Origin of the sequence: Prosthecobacter sp. (assembly GCF_044373815.1) — a bacterium.
Taxonomy (GTDB): Bacteria; Verrucomicrobiota; Verrucomicrobiia; order Verrucomicrobiales; family Verrucomicrobiaceae; genus Prosthecobacter.
Genome location: NZ_JBIPNG010000007.1, coordinates 24578 through 42400, shown reverse-complemented (window position 1 = coordinate 42400; position 17823 = coordinate 24578). Strand labels below are relative to the sequence as shown.

Sequence of the window (17823 nt, the reverse complement as noted above, 5' to 3'; positions counted from 1 at the left end):
CTGGAAAAGCTGGCCGATTTTTTCCGGCGGAATACCGATGCCCGTGTCTCGCACGGAGAAATGCAGCAGTGTCTTGTCCCCCTGCGGCGTCTGGCGTGAAACCTGGCGCACCAGGATCAGGATCTCACCCTTCTCGGTGAACTTGATGGCGTTGCCCACAAGGTTGACGAGGATTTGTTTGATGCGCTGGAAGTCGCCCAGCACCTTGCGCGGCAGAGCGGCGTCAATGTGGACATTGAGCTCGATGTTCTTTTCCGCAGCCTTGTGGGAGAAGACGTCCGTCGTTTCGCCAAGCAGCTTCTCGATGTCCACCGGGAATTTTTCCATGTCCATCTTCGCGGACTCCAGCTTGGAGAAGTCGAGGATGTCATTGATCACGTGAAGGAGCGATTCACCGCTGGAGCGGATCATGCGGATCAGCTCCTCCTGCTCGGGATCCAGCCCCATCTCAATGAGAAGGCTTGTGGTGCCAATGATCCCATTCATCGGCGTGCGAATCTCATGGCTCATGTTCGCTAGGAAGCTGCCCTTCGCGGCGGTTGCGGTTTCCGCCTGACGCTTGGCCGCTTCATATTCGACGAGCAGCGTGTGCTTGCGCTGGTCATCCTCCTGCACATGGGAGATCATCGTGTTGAACTCCTCCTGCACGAGGTCTAGGTCATCATTGCCATTGGCGGGGACGCGGACATTGAGATTCCCCGCACGCATCGCACGGAAGGCGTCCACGAGCGCATGGGTCTTCTTCGTGATGCGCCTGCCGATGATGTAGAAGCTAAACACCGCCAGGGCCAGACCGGCGCAAGCGCCGAGAATGGGCACGGTAAGGCGCTGGGCATTGAAAAGATGACGCAGTTGCACCACCGGCTGGCGTGCCAGGAACGCACCCGCCACATGACCGCTGCGTGAGTACAAAGGCGCGGCGCTGATCAGCCAGTGATCACCCCCGTTGATTTCCAGATCACGACTGTCGCTGGTGTCATCCATCACCAGCGAGCTCCCCGCCATCACCCGGTAGATGAGGTTGTTCACGTGGGCCGCAGCCGGCTCATCAATGAAACAATTCTGGCAGCCCGGCAGGATGACGATGGGCGGAGACTTCGCCACCGGCGGAGCACCGGTGCCCTCAGACTGGCGTGGCGCCACCACCTCGACCTGGAGACCCAGATTCTGCAAGGCTGGCGGGATGTCCACCGTCTGCAGGCGCATCCGCATGCGTGTTTCATTCTCCCAGTTCAGCGGGGCCACTCCGGCCATCTCGCTCTCAGTGAGCGCCTGACGGTTCAGTTCCATCTGGCCCGCCAATGCCACCGCACCGAGGTAGGAGCTCTGCACGAAACGCAGAGTGATAAACTCCTGCCAGATGAAGCCCGTGGCAGTCGCCCCCGCACCCACCAGCACGGCAAACATGCCGAGCAGTGTAAAGCGGTTGGCGATCTGAAAGTGAAACCTCATGAAGCATAACCAGGTTTGAAGGCCGAGAAACCTGACTCCGTCACTTCCGAATCCTGAACCATGGCACGACGCACCGCCAGACACAGGCTTTCTAGATTGAAGGGCTTGTGCAGCACATCCACAAAACCAATCGCCTGGCAAAGATCCTTCACATCCTCCTGAAAGTACCCGCTGCAGGCGATGATGGGCAGCCGTGGATCACACGCACGCAGCCATTCGAGCACCTCAAAGCCAGAGGCACCGCCAGGCATCGTGAGATCCAGAATGGCGGCGGTGAAACGCTGCCCCGCTTCCATGCCCACGCGCACGAGTTCCAGCGCCTCTTCACCACTGCGGGAGGTGACGGCCTCAAAACCGTGGGCCTCCAGCACGGCCTTTCCCACAGCCAGCACATGGGGTTCATCATCGATGATCAACACGCGCGCAATGGCACGCGAAGCAAATTCACGAGGCAGAAGCTGGGTGGTCTGGGGCATGGCGTTCAAGAGTTGGATGGTTGAAAAAATTCTTCTCTTTTACATGGCGGTGTAACTGAGACATTTGATCTCGTCGAGTGAGGTGTGCCCGCCGATGACCTGCTGCAGGCCTTCTTGGTAGAGCGAGCGGAAGCCATTTTTGAAGGCGGCGGCGCGCATCGCGCTCAGCGGAGCTCCTTCCTCCACGAGGTCGCGCAATTCATTGTTCACCTCGCACAGTTCCATCAGCGCCACGCGTCCGGCATAGCCTGTGCCATGGCACTCATCACACCCGCGGGCATTGTAGATGGGTGTGGTGATCGGCTGGGTGATGACGGCCTGCTTGGCCATCAGATCTTGAATATCCTGGGGGGCCTGCATCGGCTGCTTGCAGTAGGTGCACAGGCGGCGCGCCAGACGCTGCGCCTGGCTGAGGGCCAGTGAATCTGCCAGCAGATATTTCTCCACCCCCATCGACAGCAGTCGTGACACCGCGCGCAGAGAGTCATTCGCATGCAGAGTGGTCAGCACCAGATGCCCCGTGAGCGAGGCATTCACCGCCGCGCCCGCCGTTTCCGCATCGCGTGACTCACCGATCAGGATGATGTCAGGGTCGGCACGCAGCAGAGAGCGCAGGCCGTTCGCGAAGTCGAGTCCGCGCGCATTGTTCGTCTGCGTCTGATTGATCCCTTCAATTTCGTATTCGATCGGGTCTTCAATCGTCTGAATGTTCACGCTCTCATCATTCACGCTGTTGAGCAGCGCATAGAGCGTGGTCGTTTTACCAGAGCCGGTCGGACCCGTCACCAGCACCAGCCCCTGGTCGCGCTGCATGGTGCGTGTCAGGATGTCGATCTGGCGCTGCGAGAGATTGAAATCCGAAAGGCGCTTCACCCCGTCCTGCTTGTCCAGGAAACGCATGATGACCTTCTGGAACTCACGCCGCGTCGGCACCGCAGCCACACGAACATCCACCCGGCGCCGGCCGATCGAGAGCGCCATGCGTCCATCCTGGCACTCCTGCCGGTTCTGGCTCATGCCCGCGTAGTTTTTCAGCAGCGCCACGTAGCGGTTGAGCTGGCTCTCCGGCGCGGTCATGATCGTTTTCATGGTGCCGTCCATGCGCGCACGGAAGCGCGTGAAGCTGTAGAATTTCTCCAGATGCAAGTCGGAGGCGCGGCAGCGGATCGCGGTGAACAGCGCCCACTGCACCAGCTGCTCAGGCTCATGGTTCGGATTCTGCGGATTGATCCGCGCCATGTCTTCCGGGGAAATCTCCACCACGCTGGCATCATCGGCCACCGAGAGTGTCGTCCCGTCCATCGAAGCCACCGCGCCGGGGTCAAAGGTGGCGCCCGCGCGGTTGATCGCCTCACGGATGCTCGCCAGATCCGCCAGCACCGGCACGATCTTCACCGACGGATTGCCCATCGACAGCCACTCGTCCTCGAAAGCATAGCAGTCAGCGCTCTCACTCAGCAAAAAGACGACCTGTTTGCCGATGTAGAGCGGGTAAACATTGTGCCGCTCCAGCAGCGGGATCGGGAAGAAAGTCTGCCGCTGCGCCTCAGTAGCGCTGTACACCAGCGTTCGGCAGCCGCTGACGAGGTGCTGCAGGGCGATGCCCATGTTGCGCTGCACCACATTGAAATGCGTGACTCCCAGCGTCTCCGTCTTGCCTTTCTGCGCCTCGTAGAAACCTTTCAGCTTCGTGATTTCAGCCGGCTCATAGGGATAACGTTCCAGCAGCCATTGGAAGGTGCCTTCCAGCCCCAGGTCGGAAAACACCGGCGGCTGCAGCTGCTCCATCGCGTTGGACTGCGAGATCGGCATCTGCCCAAAGCGCTGCACCAGATCCTTCCGCGTGTTTTGGTACTGATCCGGCGTGACAAGCACCCGGATCGTGAGGAAGTGCGGAACGCCCCACAAATCTCCCGCCCGCGGATTGTGATGCGCCATCACCAGCAGCGGTCCGATGGTGCTCACCGGCAGCCAGGGATCCGCCACATATGGCACCCGGCCCAGCTTGCGGATCAGCCGCTCCGCATCCGGCGAGCAGCTCTCACGCAGCAGCGTCACCGGCAGCATGCCATGCTGCAGCGCCAGGCCCTCAATCGATTGAATGGCAAGGATCGCCGTCTGCCTCGCCTCAACTATCGTGTTTGGCGGATTACTCGCAGCACCAAAGGATTTTGGCGCGAGCGGGTTCGTCGGGATCTGGAGGGTGGCAGACATGAGTGTAGCGTGGCTGGATCAGCGTCCCGCCGTTTGGAAGTTCGGCGGAAAATCAAATGCCGTGGTGAAGTCCGTACCATCGAAATTCATCAGCATGCCGGTGCCGCTCTGCCCAGGTTTCAGCAGTTCAAACATCTTCCCCGACCAGCGCAGACGATGTACGGAGATGTCACTGGAGGAGGTCGGATTATACCGTGGGTCCACATAGGGGGAGCCCGGCTGCGCACGTTTGCTGTTCGGATCACGATATTGCAGCGTGCGCAAAATGAGCATCTCATCCGAAACGGACCCGCTCCTGGAGTCAAACAGCAGTTCGTAGTTCTGCTGCGCAAAACGTGACAGCGCCTGGTTCAGCGTCTCCTGCCGTGACTCGGCCAGTGCATCTTTGGAACCACCTAAAAATTGGCTGAACGACTGCACCGCGATGCCCGCCAGCACTGACAGAATGCAGATCACCATGACCATCTCCGACATGGAAAACCCACGCTCACTGCCGGCTGGCAGGAAGGTGGTTCGCTTTCCTCGATGTAGGGGAAGGGTCATGCCGTGGTGCGTCAGTAATTGATGACTCCGGTCGGGCTGGTGAGAGAGACCTTGGTCATGGATGTGATCGTTGGGGGGAATGCCACCGTGTACCCGGACGGCAGGTAGAGGCTGAGCGTGGGCTCCGCGAAGCTCAGGTAGTTGCGCAGAAGGAGGTACTTCGAATCAGGCGTCGAGGCTGCGACCCATTCCAGCGCAGCCTGGGTCCGGCCTCGCACCTGGATGTAGCTCGCCTGCGCCAGATTCAGGGACTCCGCACGCGCGATGGCCAGATTGCGTTCACTGTCACCCCGCATGCGGGTGACGGACGGGATCGCCATGAAGGCGATGATGCCAATGATCGACACACAGGCCATCATCTCCACCAGCGAGAAACCGCGGCTGAACAAGTGAGATTTGGAAGAGGGGGTGTGCATGATGAAGTTGAGCGGGAGACCGGTTTATTGATTGACCAGGTCCACACGGGGAAAATCGCCCTGCTGCCAGTCTGGCAGCGTCAGGTACTGCTGTGCATTGTACAAGGCGGAGGTTTGCAGTTGATTGGAATTGCTCGTGTAATCGGCAAAATGATCTGCGGTCGTTTGATCGAGGAAGCCTGCCCGCAGATTCGGATCCGCCGATGTCGGGTCCGGGATCAGCAGCTTGAATCGCAGCTGGCTGTTGCCCACCGAGTTATAAGCAGAACGCACGCTCTCAAGACTGCGATACTGGGCCGTGTTGCCCACGCGCATCTGCGCCATCACCCACGCCGTCAGCGCGCCCTGCACCGCTGCCTGCTGCTGCCGTGCCATGACACGATGCGCATCACGTGAGGCATTCGAAATCGCCGCCACCACAATCGAAGACATGATGCCGATGATGGCAATCGTGAAGATGGCCTCAACAAAGCTGAATCCTTCCCTTCTCTGTTTGCGAATTGTCATGTTCATAACCAGCGCCGCCTCGTTCCCTTTTGCAAAAAAAACGCCGGGGAGTCACCTCCCCGGCGGACGTGAATCGTCCGAAACTGAGTTCAAACCCCAGTGCCGGGCGCGTCAGCACCAATATTAGTAAGTGCCTGGATCATACTTGACCTGCTTGTTGGTGTCGTCCCATGTCAGGTAGGCCTTGACGGCAGCTTCTTCGGTGTCGTTGATCGGACCGGAGGTGAAGGTCTTGCCGGAGAAGGCACCCGTGCCAGGGCTGACGCCGGTCTGTGCCTTGTCGAGGAGGTTGGCAGTGGTCCAGCCAGTGGTGTCAACGCCAGCTGCGATAGCGGCGTTAAGCACGGAGGAGACGGTCTGAGCATTGCGCTTGGCGGCAGCACTCTTCGCGCTGTCGTTCAGGTTGCCGATGTTCGGGATCGCGATAGCGGCGATGATGCCGATGATGGCGATGACGACGAGCATTTCCACGAGGCTGAAGCCAGCTTTGCGGGAGGTGTTGAGCTTGATGTTTTTCATAGTGTGTTGTGTGTGTTTGGCTGTTGGTTTTGCATTCGAGATGATCAGCTTGTGGAGTTGTTCAGCCTCGAATTATGAAAATTGTAATTTATGATGGTTATAACTTCAATAATTATTTTCATATTTTTTACAATTACAACGAAGCTACTCGTCTCTGTTTCAGTCTTTGCAGTCGTTTTACCCAGCTAAAGCCCTCCCTTAAGGACCTTTAATTCGGGTGCGTCTTTTTTCGAATGCGGGCAAAGTTTGAAGCTATTTCCCTTCGAAAAGCACCCCATTCCCCCCATGGTGCGCTCCAATTCCCACCAATCATGGATTTAATTGGCGATTTAATTCCTCTCATAATTCAGCCCTTCTCCTTCCCGCTGTAATTCTATGGATATTATTAATGATGCGTTAATTTTTGAACAAAGCCGATTATCGTGAATGGTATTTTCCATACCAACAATAATCCAATGCTTCATCTGAAACTCACAGTCCAAGACCACCTCTGCGACTTCCGCTCGCCAACCCGCCACATAGAGGCAAATTTCCATCATTCATGAATCACCTCCTCATGCCAGCACTCCTGCTCTTCGGGCTCTGTACGTCTGCCCTCGCAGCCGAGCCCCCCGCCAGCCCCGTGCTGCCACCCGCCGAGGTGGTTCCCCCGGAAGTTCACGAGATCGCCCCGGAGCAAGTCCTCCGCCAGCTCGTCGATCACCCGGACACGCTGATCATCGACGTCCGCACCGAAGACGAGCGCCACACCCGCGGCTACATCCTCAATTCGCTCAACTACGACTACTTCCACGGCCAGAAGACCCTCGATGCCCTCGCCAAGCTCGACAAAACCAAGCCCTGCATCGTCCACTGCGCCATCGGCGGCCGCGCCCAGTCCATAGCCGTCCAGATGCACCAGCTCGGCTTCAAAAACATCCTCCTCCTCAAAGGCGGCTTCAATGCCTGGTCCGCCAGCGGCCAGGCCATCGCCAAATGATGGAGGATAGGCCTCCGGCCTGTCAATGGATCGAGGCGTCTCGCCTTTTTTAGATCTGCAGGCTGGATGTTTCGGGCCTCTGACAGTCCTCTGGCCTTATTCCGCCTTCTTCATCTCCAGCCGCTCCCCACACCGCATCACACGGCACGGCTGCCCCAGCCTCTCGCACGCGCTCACAAATTCGTCCGTCGTCTCCGTGTTAAACTCAAACATGTCGTAGTGGCACGGCACCACCAGCCTTGCCTCGCCCACCTTGGCCAGCGCCGCCGCCTCTGTGCCATTCAGGTTTCCCGCCACCCGTCGCTCCGGCCGGTTCCCATTGATCGGCAGCAGCATTAGATCGCACGAAAACTGACGCGCCATGCTCACAATGTCATCGTGCCAGAGCGTGTCCCCGCTGTGGTAGATCGTAAACGGCCCGCACCTCACCAAAAAGCCCGTGCAGTGGCAGTTCTCATCCTCATCACGGATCACCTCATTGTGCTTGGCGATGACCCCGCGGATCTCCCATTTCCCCTCAAAATACTTGTCCCTGTCCCCCGTACCGCAGTACGTCACCGCGGCATCCCCCAGCCGCTTCTGCGCCTCGGGAATGACCGGATGCGGCAAATACAGCCGGAATCCCGGATTCGTCTCCGCCAGCGGCACCAGCGTCGCGCTATCCAGATGATCCGTATGCACATGGCTGGCCGTCACACGCCTGATGCCCGTCAGCCGGCGCGGGTCGATGCAGCGCTCCGTCATCCGCACATGCGGCTTGTCCGTGGCGGCATACTTCTCCGTCAGTGAATCGGAGAGGTAAGGGTCAAACAGCAGCCGCTCCCCGGCCCACTGCACCAAAAATCCGCTCTGCCCCAGCCACCACACATGCAGCGTGTCCTCGTCAAGCGAAGCTGCCGCTATGTCGGCCAGCAGCGCATCGTCTTTTTGTAACGCTGGGATCATGCGCCAAATTGGATCGCTGCGATTTTTTCCGCCATGTCATGGCTGGCGCAAAACACCAGCTCCGCCGCCGCCGCGCGCGACATCCGCGCATGCAGCGCCACCACTCGCCCCATGCTGAGACCATCCACATACGCCTGCACCGGACGGTGCTTCGGATCGATGTTTCGGATCTCCACCGTCGTGTCGGGAGAAAGCAGCGCACTGCGCCAGTGCGCCGGTTGCAGCACATTCGAGCCCACAAGTAACCATGCCGGCGTATCCGCCAGCAGCGGCGCCGCCCCCATGCTCCGTGCATATGCAGTCGATCCGGCCGCCGTCGCCACCAGCGCCCCGTCGCACACCAGTTTGGGAATTCGGCGCACGTTATTCACAGTGATTTCCAGCCACGCCGACTGGCTGGTCGCACGCTCCAGCCAGGAATCATTGAACCCATGCGCCGGATGCCTGCGGCCCTCTTCATCCTCAAATTCAAGGAAGAGCATGGGCATCTGGCGGAAAATCACATCACTCGGCGGAAACGAATTCGCCGTTACTTGTTCCAGCCCGTTCAGCAAAAACCCCAGGTGCCCCGCATTGACTCCAAAGAACGGCAGTCTCTTCCGCCAGTGTTCGCGGATGCTCCGCAGCATCGCCCCGTCCCCGCCGATCACATTGATGAAATCCGCCTCTCCCGCAGCCACATCCCCGCCATCCAGCAGCTGGCTCAGCTCACGCACCCTCGGGTTGTCCACATCCGCCTGCAGGAAAAACTTCGCGTCTTCCAGCGTGCCGCGCGCCCAGTTCCCCGGCACCGGCGCACGGTACAGGCCGTAGCGCGCCAGGTAGGCCTCCGCCCGAGGCGGCACCAGATCGCGCACACATTTCCCATGGCTCAAATGCTCGCGGATCTCCGTGCTGGATCCCTCCACCAGGTGCTCGATCACCCGCGCATGCGGTGGCAGGTCGTCATCACTCATCGTGTAGCCCGGCCGCTTCAGCACCGCAAAATTCGCCTGCTCCCACAACTCCAGACCCTGCGCCCACGTCCGCTGGATCAGCGACTCTCCTTTCGCCCCGCCCGTCACCAGATCCGCCCCCACCACATGCCACAGCTCCCCTTCCGCCTCAATGCGCCGCTGCAGCTCATGATTCCGCGTGAAGGTCTCCTGCTCGAAATCCGAAAGATCCACCGTCACCTTCGGCAGCCCACCAAACACAATGTCCGCCAGCGCCGCACGATACACCGAAGGCACGCTGTCCGTCACCGGCTTGTCCGGCCTTGGTCCGCAGGGGATCACCCTCACCTCGTCAAAATCCTGCGCCAACCGCACGGCGATGGCCGCATGGTGATTTCCCGGGGGATTGAAGCTGCCTCCAAAAATAGCGATCCGCTTTGGCATGCCCCACCGTGCCAGTGGTCCCTACGAGTGCAAGCAGCCAGAAGCCGTCCCGCAAAGTCAGCCCAACACATGAGGTAAATCTTTATTCCTCTGCAGTTTTCCTGACGCAGCAGAACCGCTGCATGATACTGTGTCTCCCCTGCCCCGTCCGCCCGCATCAGGCAGCTTACCCTTTGATATTCAACGACTCACCATGAGACTTTCCCTCCCTTCCCTGCTCCTCTTCACCGCCTTCGCTTCCTGCCTGCAGGCAAAGGTCACCTTGGACCCCTGGTCCTACACCGAGCAAGATCTTTACCCCAGCGCCCTCATCTCCACCGCCACCGTCGATTGGAACGGCGACGACCAGGACGCCGAGGACAAGAAGACCGCCGACGATCCCAAGCCCAAGAAAAAAGACATCCCCCTCTATGGCGATGAAAACGGCTGGCTCGCCGTGGATCTCACCGGCCTGCCCAAAAACGCCGCCGTCGAAGTCACCATTTCCATCGACGGCTTCCTCAAGCCCTCCACCTGGAAAGGCAAAGTCAGCCGCATCACCAAAGCAGGAGAGGCACGCATCTTCCCCAAAGCCATCTGGGACTACGATGCCCTGCTGAAAGTGCGCCAGCAGCGCCCCGTGAATGTCACCTTCAAAGCCACCGTCAACGGCGTCGCCATCCCTGAAGCCAATGAAACCTACGTCATGCGCTCCATCAATGACTGCATGTTCTACGTCCTCTGGGACGAAGACGGCGAGGACTTCGACGACTTCTCCTGGCTCTTCGCCGCCTACGTGAACGAAAACCACCCCGAGGTGGACATGATCCTCAAGGAAGCCCTCAAAAGCGGCATCGTCTCCGACTTCTCCGGCTACCAGTCCGAAGAGCCCAAAGACGTCATGATGCAGGTCTTCGCCATCTGGAACGCCCTCCAGCGCCGCGGCATCAAATACAGCGACGTCTCCCACACCCTCCCCAGCAAATTCGTCGTCAGCCAGACCGTGCGCTTCCTCGACGACTCCGTCCAGGCCACCCAGGCCAACTGCGTGGACGGCTCCGTCCTCATGGCCTCTGTCCTCAGCAAAATCGGCATCACCTCCTACCTCGTCATGATCCCCGGCCACTGCTTCCTCGCCTTCGACCTCGGGGATGGCGAAGACGCCAAACGCATCGGCCTCGAAACCACCATGCTCGGCAACGACGAAATCAAGTCCGTCGAAGAAATCGCGAATCTCACCGAGAAAGCCAAACTCACCGAGTTCAAAGCCTCCTACAAGACCTTCACCAGCGCCGTCAAAATCGGCAACGCCAGCCTCAAGAAGTACAAGACCGAGCTGGCCGACGACTCCGAAGAGGCAGACCCCGAAATCCAGCTCATCTCCATCCCCGACGCCCGCGATCTCGGCATCATGCCCATCGCCACGTCCAAAGATTCCAGATAGCAAAACGCCCTCTCAAACCTCCGCAGGTGAAATAAAGTAATCCTACTTGCCCGGTGGGCGTAGCACTTTCATAAGTATTACCATGCGACTGACCAAACGTGGAGAATATGCATTGCGCACCCTGATACGCCTTGGCATTGCCGAACGTCAGAAAGAGGGCGTGATTTCAGTCTCCTCATTGGCCGAGCAGGAGCATCTGCCTTTTAAATTTCTCGAAGCCATTTTGTTTGAGCTGCGCACAGCCGGCTACGTGGAAAGCATGCGGGGCAAATATGGCGGCACGCGGCTGGCCAAGCCGATGAAATCGATCAAAATGGGCGAAATCGTCCGCCTGATTGATGGCAAGCTGGCCCCGATTGGTTGCGCCAGCGAGACCGAGTATGAGAAGTGCAGCTGCCCGGACGAGACGCATTGCGGGCTGCGCATGCTCATGATTGATGTCCGTAACGCGATCGCGAACATTCTGGACCGTTACACGTTGGAAAACGTGGTGGAAGTCACCCTGCGCAAACAGGCGCAGTGTGCCACAGTACCCAAAAAAGCGGCCAGGAAAAAAGCCAGTGCCCGGCATGCCGATCCATCAGATGGCTTCCTGGCCGTGCTGCTTGACTCCGTGGCGTAACACCACCGCAGTACTTCCTCACGCTACAAAGCATCCAACAGTCAGGATGCATTTGCCCGGAACCTTTTCCGTGGGCGAAGGCACGCCATACACCGTCACCTCTGAGATGGTTCCGGAATATGCATGATCTCAATTTCTCTTCGCGTTGATCATCCCACGATGAAAACTTGAAGCAGTACAAGGCGTCGATCCTTACACCTGATCCACTGTGCAGCAGTTCGAGCTAAGCAGCCATGGGAGGTGGCGCTCCCAGTCGATGGGCATGAAAGCGGATGCATCCGCCCGCCGCGATCTCAAAGCCCACGCTACGCAGCCTGTCACAAAAAAGCACACAAAACATACTTGACCAGTATGTTTTGAGGCAGCATTTAAACCCACACTGTTTTAGTGTGCATTAACACGCGGCCTTGCTGCCCGTGAGATGGGCTGATCCGCCGCAGCGGAAGGCCGTAGGCCGAAATCCCTGCACCGCGTGACCGCCAAAAAGGAGCGCCGGAAGCCCCTCCCCGCTCAACGCAATGCCCCTTCCATTCCGCAGGCAGCCATGGCTGTCACTGGCTCTCATTCTTCATTTTTCCACCACCGCGCAAGCAGCCACTCTCACCTGGCTGGGTGACGTCAGCTCAAGCTGGAGTTCCGGCGCTTCCGGAACCAACACCAACTGGCTCAGCAACACCCTGCCCGCCAACGGCGACAGCCTTGTTTTCGATCTCACCACCGCAGGCTTGGCGAATCTCTCCAGCACAAACGACCTCACCGGCCTCACGCTCGGCGGCACGAACGCGCTCACCTTCACCAATGATGGCGGCACCGGCACTGGATTTACCCTGACAGGGAATGCGACCACGCTCGGGGGGAACATCACCTCCAGCGGCACCACGGGGACCCACACGCATACTTTAAGCCTGGGGCTGATCCTCAGCGGCACACGCACCCTGACGGCGGCGACGGGCACCACCTTTGTGATCGACGGCACTCTCAGTGAAAGCGGCGGCTCGTTTGGCTTCATCAAAGCAGGCCAGGGTTCCGCCACGCTCTCTGGGAGCAATTCCTTCACCGGAGCCATTTCCGTGAATCAGGGAGTCCTGACCATCGGCAGCATCGCGGACAGCGGGACGAACAGCGCCATCGGTGCTGGCAGCGTGATCAACCTGGGCAGCGGTACCACGACGGCGGGCACACTGACCTACACCGGAACGGGCGGCTCGACGAACCGCTCGGTGAATCTGGCGGCTACCACCACCGGCGCGGCCACGATCAACAGCAGCGGCTCGGCGGCGCTGATCTTCACCGGAACCTTTGCCAACGCCGGGACGGGCGCGAAGACGCTGACTCTGGGCGGCAGCAACACGAACAACAACGAAATCCCGAGTGTGCTGGGCAATGGCAGCGGCACACTTTCTCTGGCCAAGAGCAACGGAGGCACGTGGGTGCTCTCCGCCCTGAACACCTACACCGGGATCACCACGATCAACCAGGGCACGCTAGTGATCAACAGCATCGCAGACAGCGGATTGAACAGCGCGATCGGTAGGGGAAGCGTGATCAACATCGGCAGCGGCACCACGACAGGCGGCGTCCTCACCTATCTGGGAACAGCGGGTGGCACGACCAACCGCACAGTGAACCTCGCGGCCACCACCACCGGAGGGGCCACGATCAACAACAACAACGTGAATGGCACCGGGGCTCTGATCTTCACCGGAACCTTCACCAATGCAGGATTGAGCGGAGCGAAGACGCTGACGCTGGGTGGCACCAACACGGACACCAATGAGATCCAGAGCGCCCTCGGCGATGGTGGAAATGGTGGAACCCTCGCGGTGACGAAGTCGGCTGCCGGAACCTGGGTGCTGTCGGGGCTGAACTCGTACACCGGGAGCACGACGATCAATCAGGGCATCCTTTCGATCAACAGCATCGCGGACGGCGGAACCAGCAGCGCGATCGGTGCGGGCAGCGTGATCAATTTCGGCAGCGGCGCGCAGACAGGCACGCTGTTTTATTCGGGCGCGGCTGCCAGCACAAACCGCAGGCTCAATCTGGCTTCCGCCGGCGCAGGCGGGGCCACCATCTATGCCAGCGGCACAGGCGCGCTGATCTTCACCGGGAGTGTGACCAATGTGGCCACGACAAGCACGAAGACGCTCACACTGAACGGCACGGCCACGGGCAATGATTTTCAAGGTGTGATCTCAGATGGCGGCCTGGGCGGTGTGGTGGCAGTGACAAAGGCCGACACAGGCACATGGCTGCTCTCCGGACTGAACACCTTCACGGGAGCCGTTTCAATCAATCGCGCCTCGCTCACGATCAACACCATCGCCGACAGCGGCACGGAGAGCGCGCTGGGTGCCGGAACCACGCTGAATCTGGGCAGCGTTGCACAGACAGGCACGCTCATCTACACGGGCACGGGTGGCTCCACGAATCGTGCGATTGTGCTCGCATCCACAAGCACAGGCGGTGGCACGATCACTAACAATGGCAGTGGCGCGCTGCTGTTCACGGGCACATTTTCCAACATAGGCACGGCCGCGAAGACCTTCACCCTGAACGGCACGAACACCGGGGCGAATGAATTCCAAGGCGCCCTGGTTGACAGCAGCGGTGGCGTGCTGTCGTTTGTCAAAACAGGGCTGGGTGCCTGGACGCTTTCAGGCACCAGCAGCTTTACCGGAGCCCTTTCGGTGAACCAAGGCACGCTGACCATCACCTCGCTCGGCGCTGCGGGAGTGAGCAGTGCCGCAGGTGCAGGCAGTGCGGTCAATCTCGGCAGCGGCACCAACGTCGCGGGCACTCTGATCTACACCGGCGGCGCGGTGACGACGGACCGCACGATCAACCTCGCGGCCACCACGACGGGAGCTGCTACAATCAACAGCAGCGGCAGCGGCGCGCTAATCTTCTCAGGCGTCATTTCCAATACGGGCACCGGCACGAAGACACTCACACTCGGTGGCAGCTACACCGGCGAGAATGAGGTGCAAAGCGCGATCACGAATGGCAGCGGCACTCTGGCGCTTGCCAAAGCTGATGCAGGAACGTGGATTCTCTCCGGAGCAACCAGCTACACCGGCATCACCACGGTGAATGGCGGGACGTTGAAACTCACCGGGAGCGGCAGCATCGCCACGTCATCGACATTGACGATCAACGCGGGCACCTTCGATGTGGGCGGCTCGGCGGCAACGGTGGGCGGAGCGCTCACCCTGGGCAATGCGAACACCACCGTGGCCGGACAAACTGCAAGCCTCATCAGCAGCACCAGCGGCGGCAGTTTCACCCTCGGAGGCAATGTGACCTACAACGCGGGCTCGGCAGGTTTTGAAAACGGGCAGGCCATCATCTCGGCCAATCTCGTGCTGAATGCAGACCGCAGCATCGTCGTGAATGACAGCCCCAATGCGGCGGTGGATGTGCTGGTGTCCGGCGTCATCAGCGGCGGCTTTGGCCTGGCCAAGGGCAACGGCGGCACGCTGCGCCTGAGCGGCACCAACTCCTTCACAGGACAGGCGCAGCTCAACAACGGCGTCACGGAGATCTATGCGCTGGGAAACATCGGCGTGGTCGGAGCACTGGGCACGGCGGACAAGGACACAACGTCCGGCATCATCCGTTTTGGCAGCACCACCAACACCGGCGCGCTGAGCTACCTCGGCACCGGAGACAGCACGAACCGCCGCGTGCAGGTGGGCAGCGGCACCGGCGCAACGGCCACCGGTGGCGCAACCATTCTCAGCAACGGCAGCGGCGCACTCGTCTTCACCGCCATCACACTGAATAGCGCGGTGACAGTCGGCGCGGCGGGAGGCAGCACGCCACGCGTACTCACCCTCGGCGGCAGCAACACCAGCGCGAACACCATTCAGGGCGCGATCATCAACAACACCGGCGCGGGCACCAGCGGCACGAATGCCGTGGCACTGGTGAAGCAGGACGCAGGCATGTGGATTCTCGCCGGAGCCAGCACCTACAGTGGCGGTACCACGGTGAGTGGCGGCACCTTGGTGGTGAGCAATGTGACGGGCTCAGCCACAGGAACTGGATCGCTCACCATTGCCAACGGCGGACGCCTCGGTGGCAGTGGCACCGCAGGATCGCTCACAGCGGGCGTGACTCTGACTCAGCAGACTGGTGGAGTGATCTTCGCGGGACAGAACGGAGTTCAGGATGCGCAAACCCTCACGCTGCAGGCCGCTGCGGGCTTCATGATCAGCGGCAGCATCGAGCTCGACATCATCGGCGGTGCTGCGAGCGGCACGCTGAATGCGCCGGGCGGCAGCAATGATCTCCTGGTCTTGAGCGGTGGTGCCGTGACGCTCAGCGGAGCCACGCTTAGCATCCACAGCACACTCCCGCTGGCTGACGGCGCATGGGTGCAAGGATCTTCGTGGAATCTCATCGACTGGTCCTCTGTCTCCGGCACTTTCGACACTGTCACCGGCCTGCCCGATCTCAGCGCACTCGGTCTCGCCTGGGACTGGAGCCAGTTTTACTCCAGCGGCACGCTCAGCATCATCGCCGTCCCCGAGCCTTCACACGCTCTTCTGGCCCTGTCCGGCCTCTTCTGGCTGCTGTTTCGTCGCAGGCGTTACCTGGCATGACCCGGGCCGGACATGCGCCCTGCAGCATGGCATGAAAAAGTTTTAATTCATACTTGATCTATGTAGTTAGTAGGAATATACAGTCGTCACATGGCCGAAGGAGCCCCTCACGGATTCCCCGCCTTTCCAATGACTGACCGGTCCGCCGGAGGTGTTCGAGGCAACGTCGCATTCCATCTCTTTGTTGTGCGACTCTCCATTCGGGCTCCTTCGGCTTCAGATCAGTTCTCATAGAAACACCGGCTCCAAACCTTATACCGTCTCTGCCCATGTCCCCTCTTAAAACTTCCAAAGCATCCCTGCTGGGCCTGCTTGCAATCATTGCCTCTCTCGCAAACGGCGCGGATGAAGGCTCCAAACATATCACCCGCGGCACCTATTATCAAAACCCGCTCAGCTACAGCACGACGCGTGATCCAGATCCGCCAAAGTATGTGCGCAACGCAAGCGAGCTGGGCGTCGACTCTCTGCTGAACGTCAAATGGCTCGATGTGGGCCTGGACTACCGCTTCCGCTACGAGTACCGCGACAACGACCTGCGGCGTGCGCAGAAGGGAGTGGACCAGCCCCTGCCCCACCGCACCCGTGCCTACATCGGCATCAAGGACATCCTCGACCCCTTTCGCTTTGCGTTTGAGATGCAGGACTCACGCCGCGAAAACGGCAGGTATGCGCGTGACAACCGTGACGTGAATGAGTTTGAAGTCATCCGCGCCTACGTGGAGCTCTATTTCAAAGACCTCTTCGGACATGACGCCATCGGCAACGCCCGGCCCCTCAGCATCCGCTACGGGATTCACAACTTCGAATTCCTCGACCGCCGCCTCATCGGCAACAACCAGTGGCGCAACACCGCTAACGCCTTTCAGGGCTTCCACGCCAGCCTTGGCCAGGAAAGCAGCGACTGGCAGCTCGACCTCCTCGCCGTGCAGCCGCTGAACCGCCTGCTGTATCAGATGGACCGTCCGGTGGAGCAGCAATGGTTGTATGCCGCCATCGGCCATCTGCGCCAGTGGTCTGACATCATCACCTTGGAGCCTTATTACCTCGCGCTGCATCAGTCCGCCTATCGGGGCGTGGCAGAGCGCATGGTGCATAACCCCGGCCTGCGTGGCTACGGCATCATCGGCGCCACGGGCTTCGACTACGACGCCAGCATGAACTACCAGTTTGGCCAGAATGGCACCAGCAAAGTACGTGCCTATGCCGGCACGGTGGAGGTGGGTTACACTCTCAGCTCCAATCCGTGGAAGCCGCGCGTCAGCCTGTTCTACGGCTACGCCAGCGGCGACCGCAATCCGAACGACACCACGGACAACCGCTTCGAGCGCTTCTTCGGCTTCGGCCGTCCATGGTCGGCGAACGACTACATCGTCTTTGAAAACATCAGCACGCCCAAAGTTCGGGTGGAGCTCAAGCCGCGTCACAATCTGCGCGTGGACTTTGGCTACAGCTACTACTGGCTCGCCAGCGGCACGGACCGCTTCAACGCCGCCAACAACGCCCGAGATCGCACGGGCCGCAGCGGCAGCTTCCTCGGCCAGGAGTTTGACATCCGCGCCCGCTATACCTTGGACGCAAAAACAGAGCTCACCGTGGGCTACGCCTACTTTGCCGCAGGCGGCTTTGTGGAGCGCCAGCTGCAGCGCCCCAGCACCAACTTCGCCTACTTCGAATTCAGCCATCGCTTCTTTTGAAGTGTGAAAGGGCAAACTTCTTCATTTCAAATTCTTCCCTCAAA

Annotated in this window: 14 protein-coding genes; 5 read left to right on the top strand and 9 right to left on the bottom strand. The window is 60.0% G+C overall.

All coding sequences use genetic code 11. The annotated features are described in order from the left end of the window. The 7 genes from ACIREA_RS01425 to ACIREA_RS01395 all read right to left on the bottom strand — a co-directional run. The coding region (locus ACIREA_RS01425) for a histidine kinase dimerization/phospho-acceptor domain-containing protein (RefSeq protein ID WP_397379817.1) at nucleotides 1–1452 on the bottom strand (1452 nt) is incomplete at its 3' end. Beyond that, nucleotides 1449–1928, bottom strand: coding sequence for a response regulator (locus ACIREA_RS01420; RefSeq protein ID WP_397379815.1), 480 nt, complete (start codon nucleotides 1926–1928; stop codon nucleotides 1449–1451). The genes ACIREA_RS01425 and ACIREA_RS01420, both read right to left, overlap by 4 nt. Before the next feature lie 39 nt (nucleotides 1929–1967). Next, the gene (locus tag ACIREA_RS01415; protein ID WP_397379813.1) at nucleotides 1968–4142 is read right to left on the bottom strand and encodes a GspE/PulE family protein; all 2175 of its coding nucleotides are present in this window, start codon (nucleotides 4140–4142) and stop codon (nucleotides 1968–1970) included. An 18-nt stretch (nucleotides 4143–4160) separates the two neighbouring features. Next, nucleotides 4161–4685 carry a type IV pilin protein gene (locus ACIREA_RS01410; RefSeq protein ID WP_397379811.1) on the bottom strand — a complete coding sequence of 175 codons (525 nt, stop codon included), beginning with the start codon at nucleotides 4683–4685 and terminating at the stop codon, nucleotides 4161–4163. 11 nt (nucleotides 4686–4696) lie between these two features. Then, a complete protein-coding gene (locus tag ACIREA_RS01405; RefSeq protein ID WP_397379809.1) occupies nucleotides 4697–5101 on the bottom strand; it encodes a type II secretion system protein in 405 nt (134 codons plus the stop codon). A gap of 24 nt (nucleotides 5102–5125) precedes the next feature. Next, a complete protein-coding gene (locus tag ACIREA_RS01400; protein WP_397379807.1) occupies nucleotides 5126–5614 on the bottom strand; it encodes a type II secretion system protein in 489 nt (162 codons plus the stop codon). A gap of 117 nt (nucleotides 5615–5731) precedes the next feature. Beyond that, complete coding sequence (locus tag ACIREA_RS01395) at nucleotides 5732–6127, bottom strand: prepilin-type N-terminal cleavage/methylation domain-containing protein (protein WP_397379806.1); 396 nt, start codon at nucleotides 6125–6127, stop codon at nucleotides 5732–5734. Between the two features lie 541 nt (nucleotides 6128–6668). On the opposite strand from ACIREA_RS01395, the gene ACIREA_RS01390 reads away from it, so the two are divergent. Next, a complete protein-coding gene (locus ACIREA_RS01390; protein ID WP_397379804.1) occupies nucleotides 6669–7106 on the top strand; it encodes a rhodanese-like domain-containing protein in 438 nt (145 codons plus the stop codon). A 96-nt stretch (nucleotides 7107–7202) separates the two neighbouring features. Here ACIREA_RS01390 and ACIREA_RS01385 read toward each other — a convergent pair whose 3' ends face one another. After that, the gene (locus ACIREA_RS01385) at nucleotides 7203–8051 is read right to left on the bottom strand and encodes an MBL fold metallo-hydrolase (RefSeq protein WP_397379802.1); all 849 of its coding nucleotides are present in this window, start codon (nucleotides 8049–8051) and stop codon (nucleotides 7203–7205) included. Continuing rightward, a complete protein-coding gene (locus ACIREA_RS01380; protein WP_397379800.1) occupies nucleotides 8048–9430 on the bottom strand; it encodes an NAD(+)/NADH kinase in 1383 nt (460 codons plus the stop codon). Before ACIREA_RS01380 ends, ACIREA_RS01385 begins: the two co-directional genes overlap by 4 nt. Before the next feature lie 193 nt (nucleotides 9431–9623). Here ACIREA_RS01380 and ACIREA_RS01375 point away from each other — a divergent pair, with 193 nt between their 5' ends. From ACIREA_RS01375 to ACIREA_RS01360, 4 genes are all read left to right on the top strand, one after another. Beyond that, nucleotides 9624–10853, top strand: coding sequence for a hypothetical protein (locus tag ACIREA_RS01375; protein ID WP_397379798.1), 1230 nt, complete (start codon nucleotides 9624–9626; stop codon nucleotides 10851–10853). An 82-nt stretch (nucleotides 10854–10935) separates the two neighbouring features. Next, nucleotides 10936–11475, top strand: a complete 540-nt coding sequence (locus ACIREA_RS01370) for an RrF2 family transcriptional regulator (RefSeq protein WP_397379796.1) — start codon at nucleotides 10936–10938, stop codon at nucleotides 11473–11475. Between the two features lie 518 nt (nucleotides 11476–11993). Beyond that, entirely contained in the window at nucleotides 11994–16082 is a 4089-nt protein-coding gene (locus tag ACIREA_RS01365; RefSeq protein WP_397379794.1) for a beta strand repeat-containing protein, read from the top strand. Between the two features lie 269 nt (nucleotides 16083–16351). Then, a complete protein-coding gene (locus ACIREA_RS01360) occupies nucleotides 16352–17779 on the top strand; it encodes an alginate export family protein (RefSeq protein ID WP_397379792.1) in 1428 nt (475 codons plus the stop codon). The last annotated feature ends 44 nt before the right edge of the window (nucleotides 17780–17823 follow it).

What these genes read in the sequence shown, in the direction of transcription:
- ACIREA_RS01420 (WP_397379815.1), bottom strand. Translation starts at nt 1,928, where the DNA reads ATGCCCCAGACCACCCAGCTTCTGCCTCGTGAATTTGCTTCGCGTGCC.
- ACIREA_RS01415 (WP_397379813.1), bottom strand. Translation starts at nt 4,142, where the DNA reads ATGTCTGCCACCCTCCAGATCCCGACGAACCCGCTCGCGCCAAAATCC.
- ACIREA_RS01410 (WP_397379811.1), bottom strand. Translation starts at nt 4,685, where the DNA reads ATGACCCTTCCCCTACATCGAGGAAAGCGAACCACCTTCCTGCCAGCC.
- ACIREA_RS01405 (WP_397379809.1), bottom strand. Translation starts at nt 5,101, where the DNA reads ATGCACACCCCCTCTTCCAAATCTCACTTGTTCAGCCGCGGTTTCTCG.
- ACIREA_RS01400 (WP_397379807.1), bottom strand. Translation starts at nt 5,614, where the DNA reads ATGAACATGACAATTCGCAAACAGAGAAGGGAAGGATTCAGCTTTGTT.
- ACIREA_RS01395 (WP_397379806.1), bottom strand. Translation starts at nt 6,127, where the DNA reads ATGAAAAACATCAAGCTCAACACCTCCCGCAAAGCTGGCTTCAGCCTC.
- ACIREA_RS01390 (WP_397379804.1), top strand. Translation starts at nt 6,669, where the DNA reads ATGAATCACCTCCTCATGCCAGCACTCCTGCTCTTCGGGCTCTGTACG.
- ACIREA_RS01385 (WP_397379802.1), bottom strand. Translation starts at nt 8,051, where the DNA reads ATGATCCCAGCGTTACAAAAAGACGATGCGCTGCTGGCCGACATAGCG.
- ACIREA_RS01380 (WP_397379800.1), bottom strand. Translation starts at nt 9,430, where the DNA reads ATGCCAAAGCGGATCGCTATTTTTGGAGGCAGCTTCAATCCCCCGGGA.
- ACIREA_RS01375 (WP_397379798.1), top strand. Translation starts at nt 9,624, where the DNA reads ATGAGACTTTCCCTCCCTTCCCTGCTCCTCTTCACCGCCTTCGCTTCC.
- ACIREA_RS01370 (WP_397379796.1), top strand. Translation starts at nt 10,936, where the DNA reads ATGCGACTGACCAAACGTGGAGAATATGCATTGCGCACCCTGATACGC.
- ACIREA_RS01365 (WP_397379794.1), top strand. Translation starts at nt 11,994, where the DNA reads ATGCCCCTTCCATTCCGCAGGCAGCCATGGCTGTCACTGGCTCTCATT.
- ACIREA_RS01360 (WP_397379792.1), top strand. Translation starts at nt 16,352, where the DNA reads ATGTCCCCTCTTAAAACTTCCAAAGCATCCCTGCTGGGCCTGCTTGCA.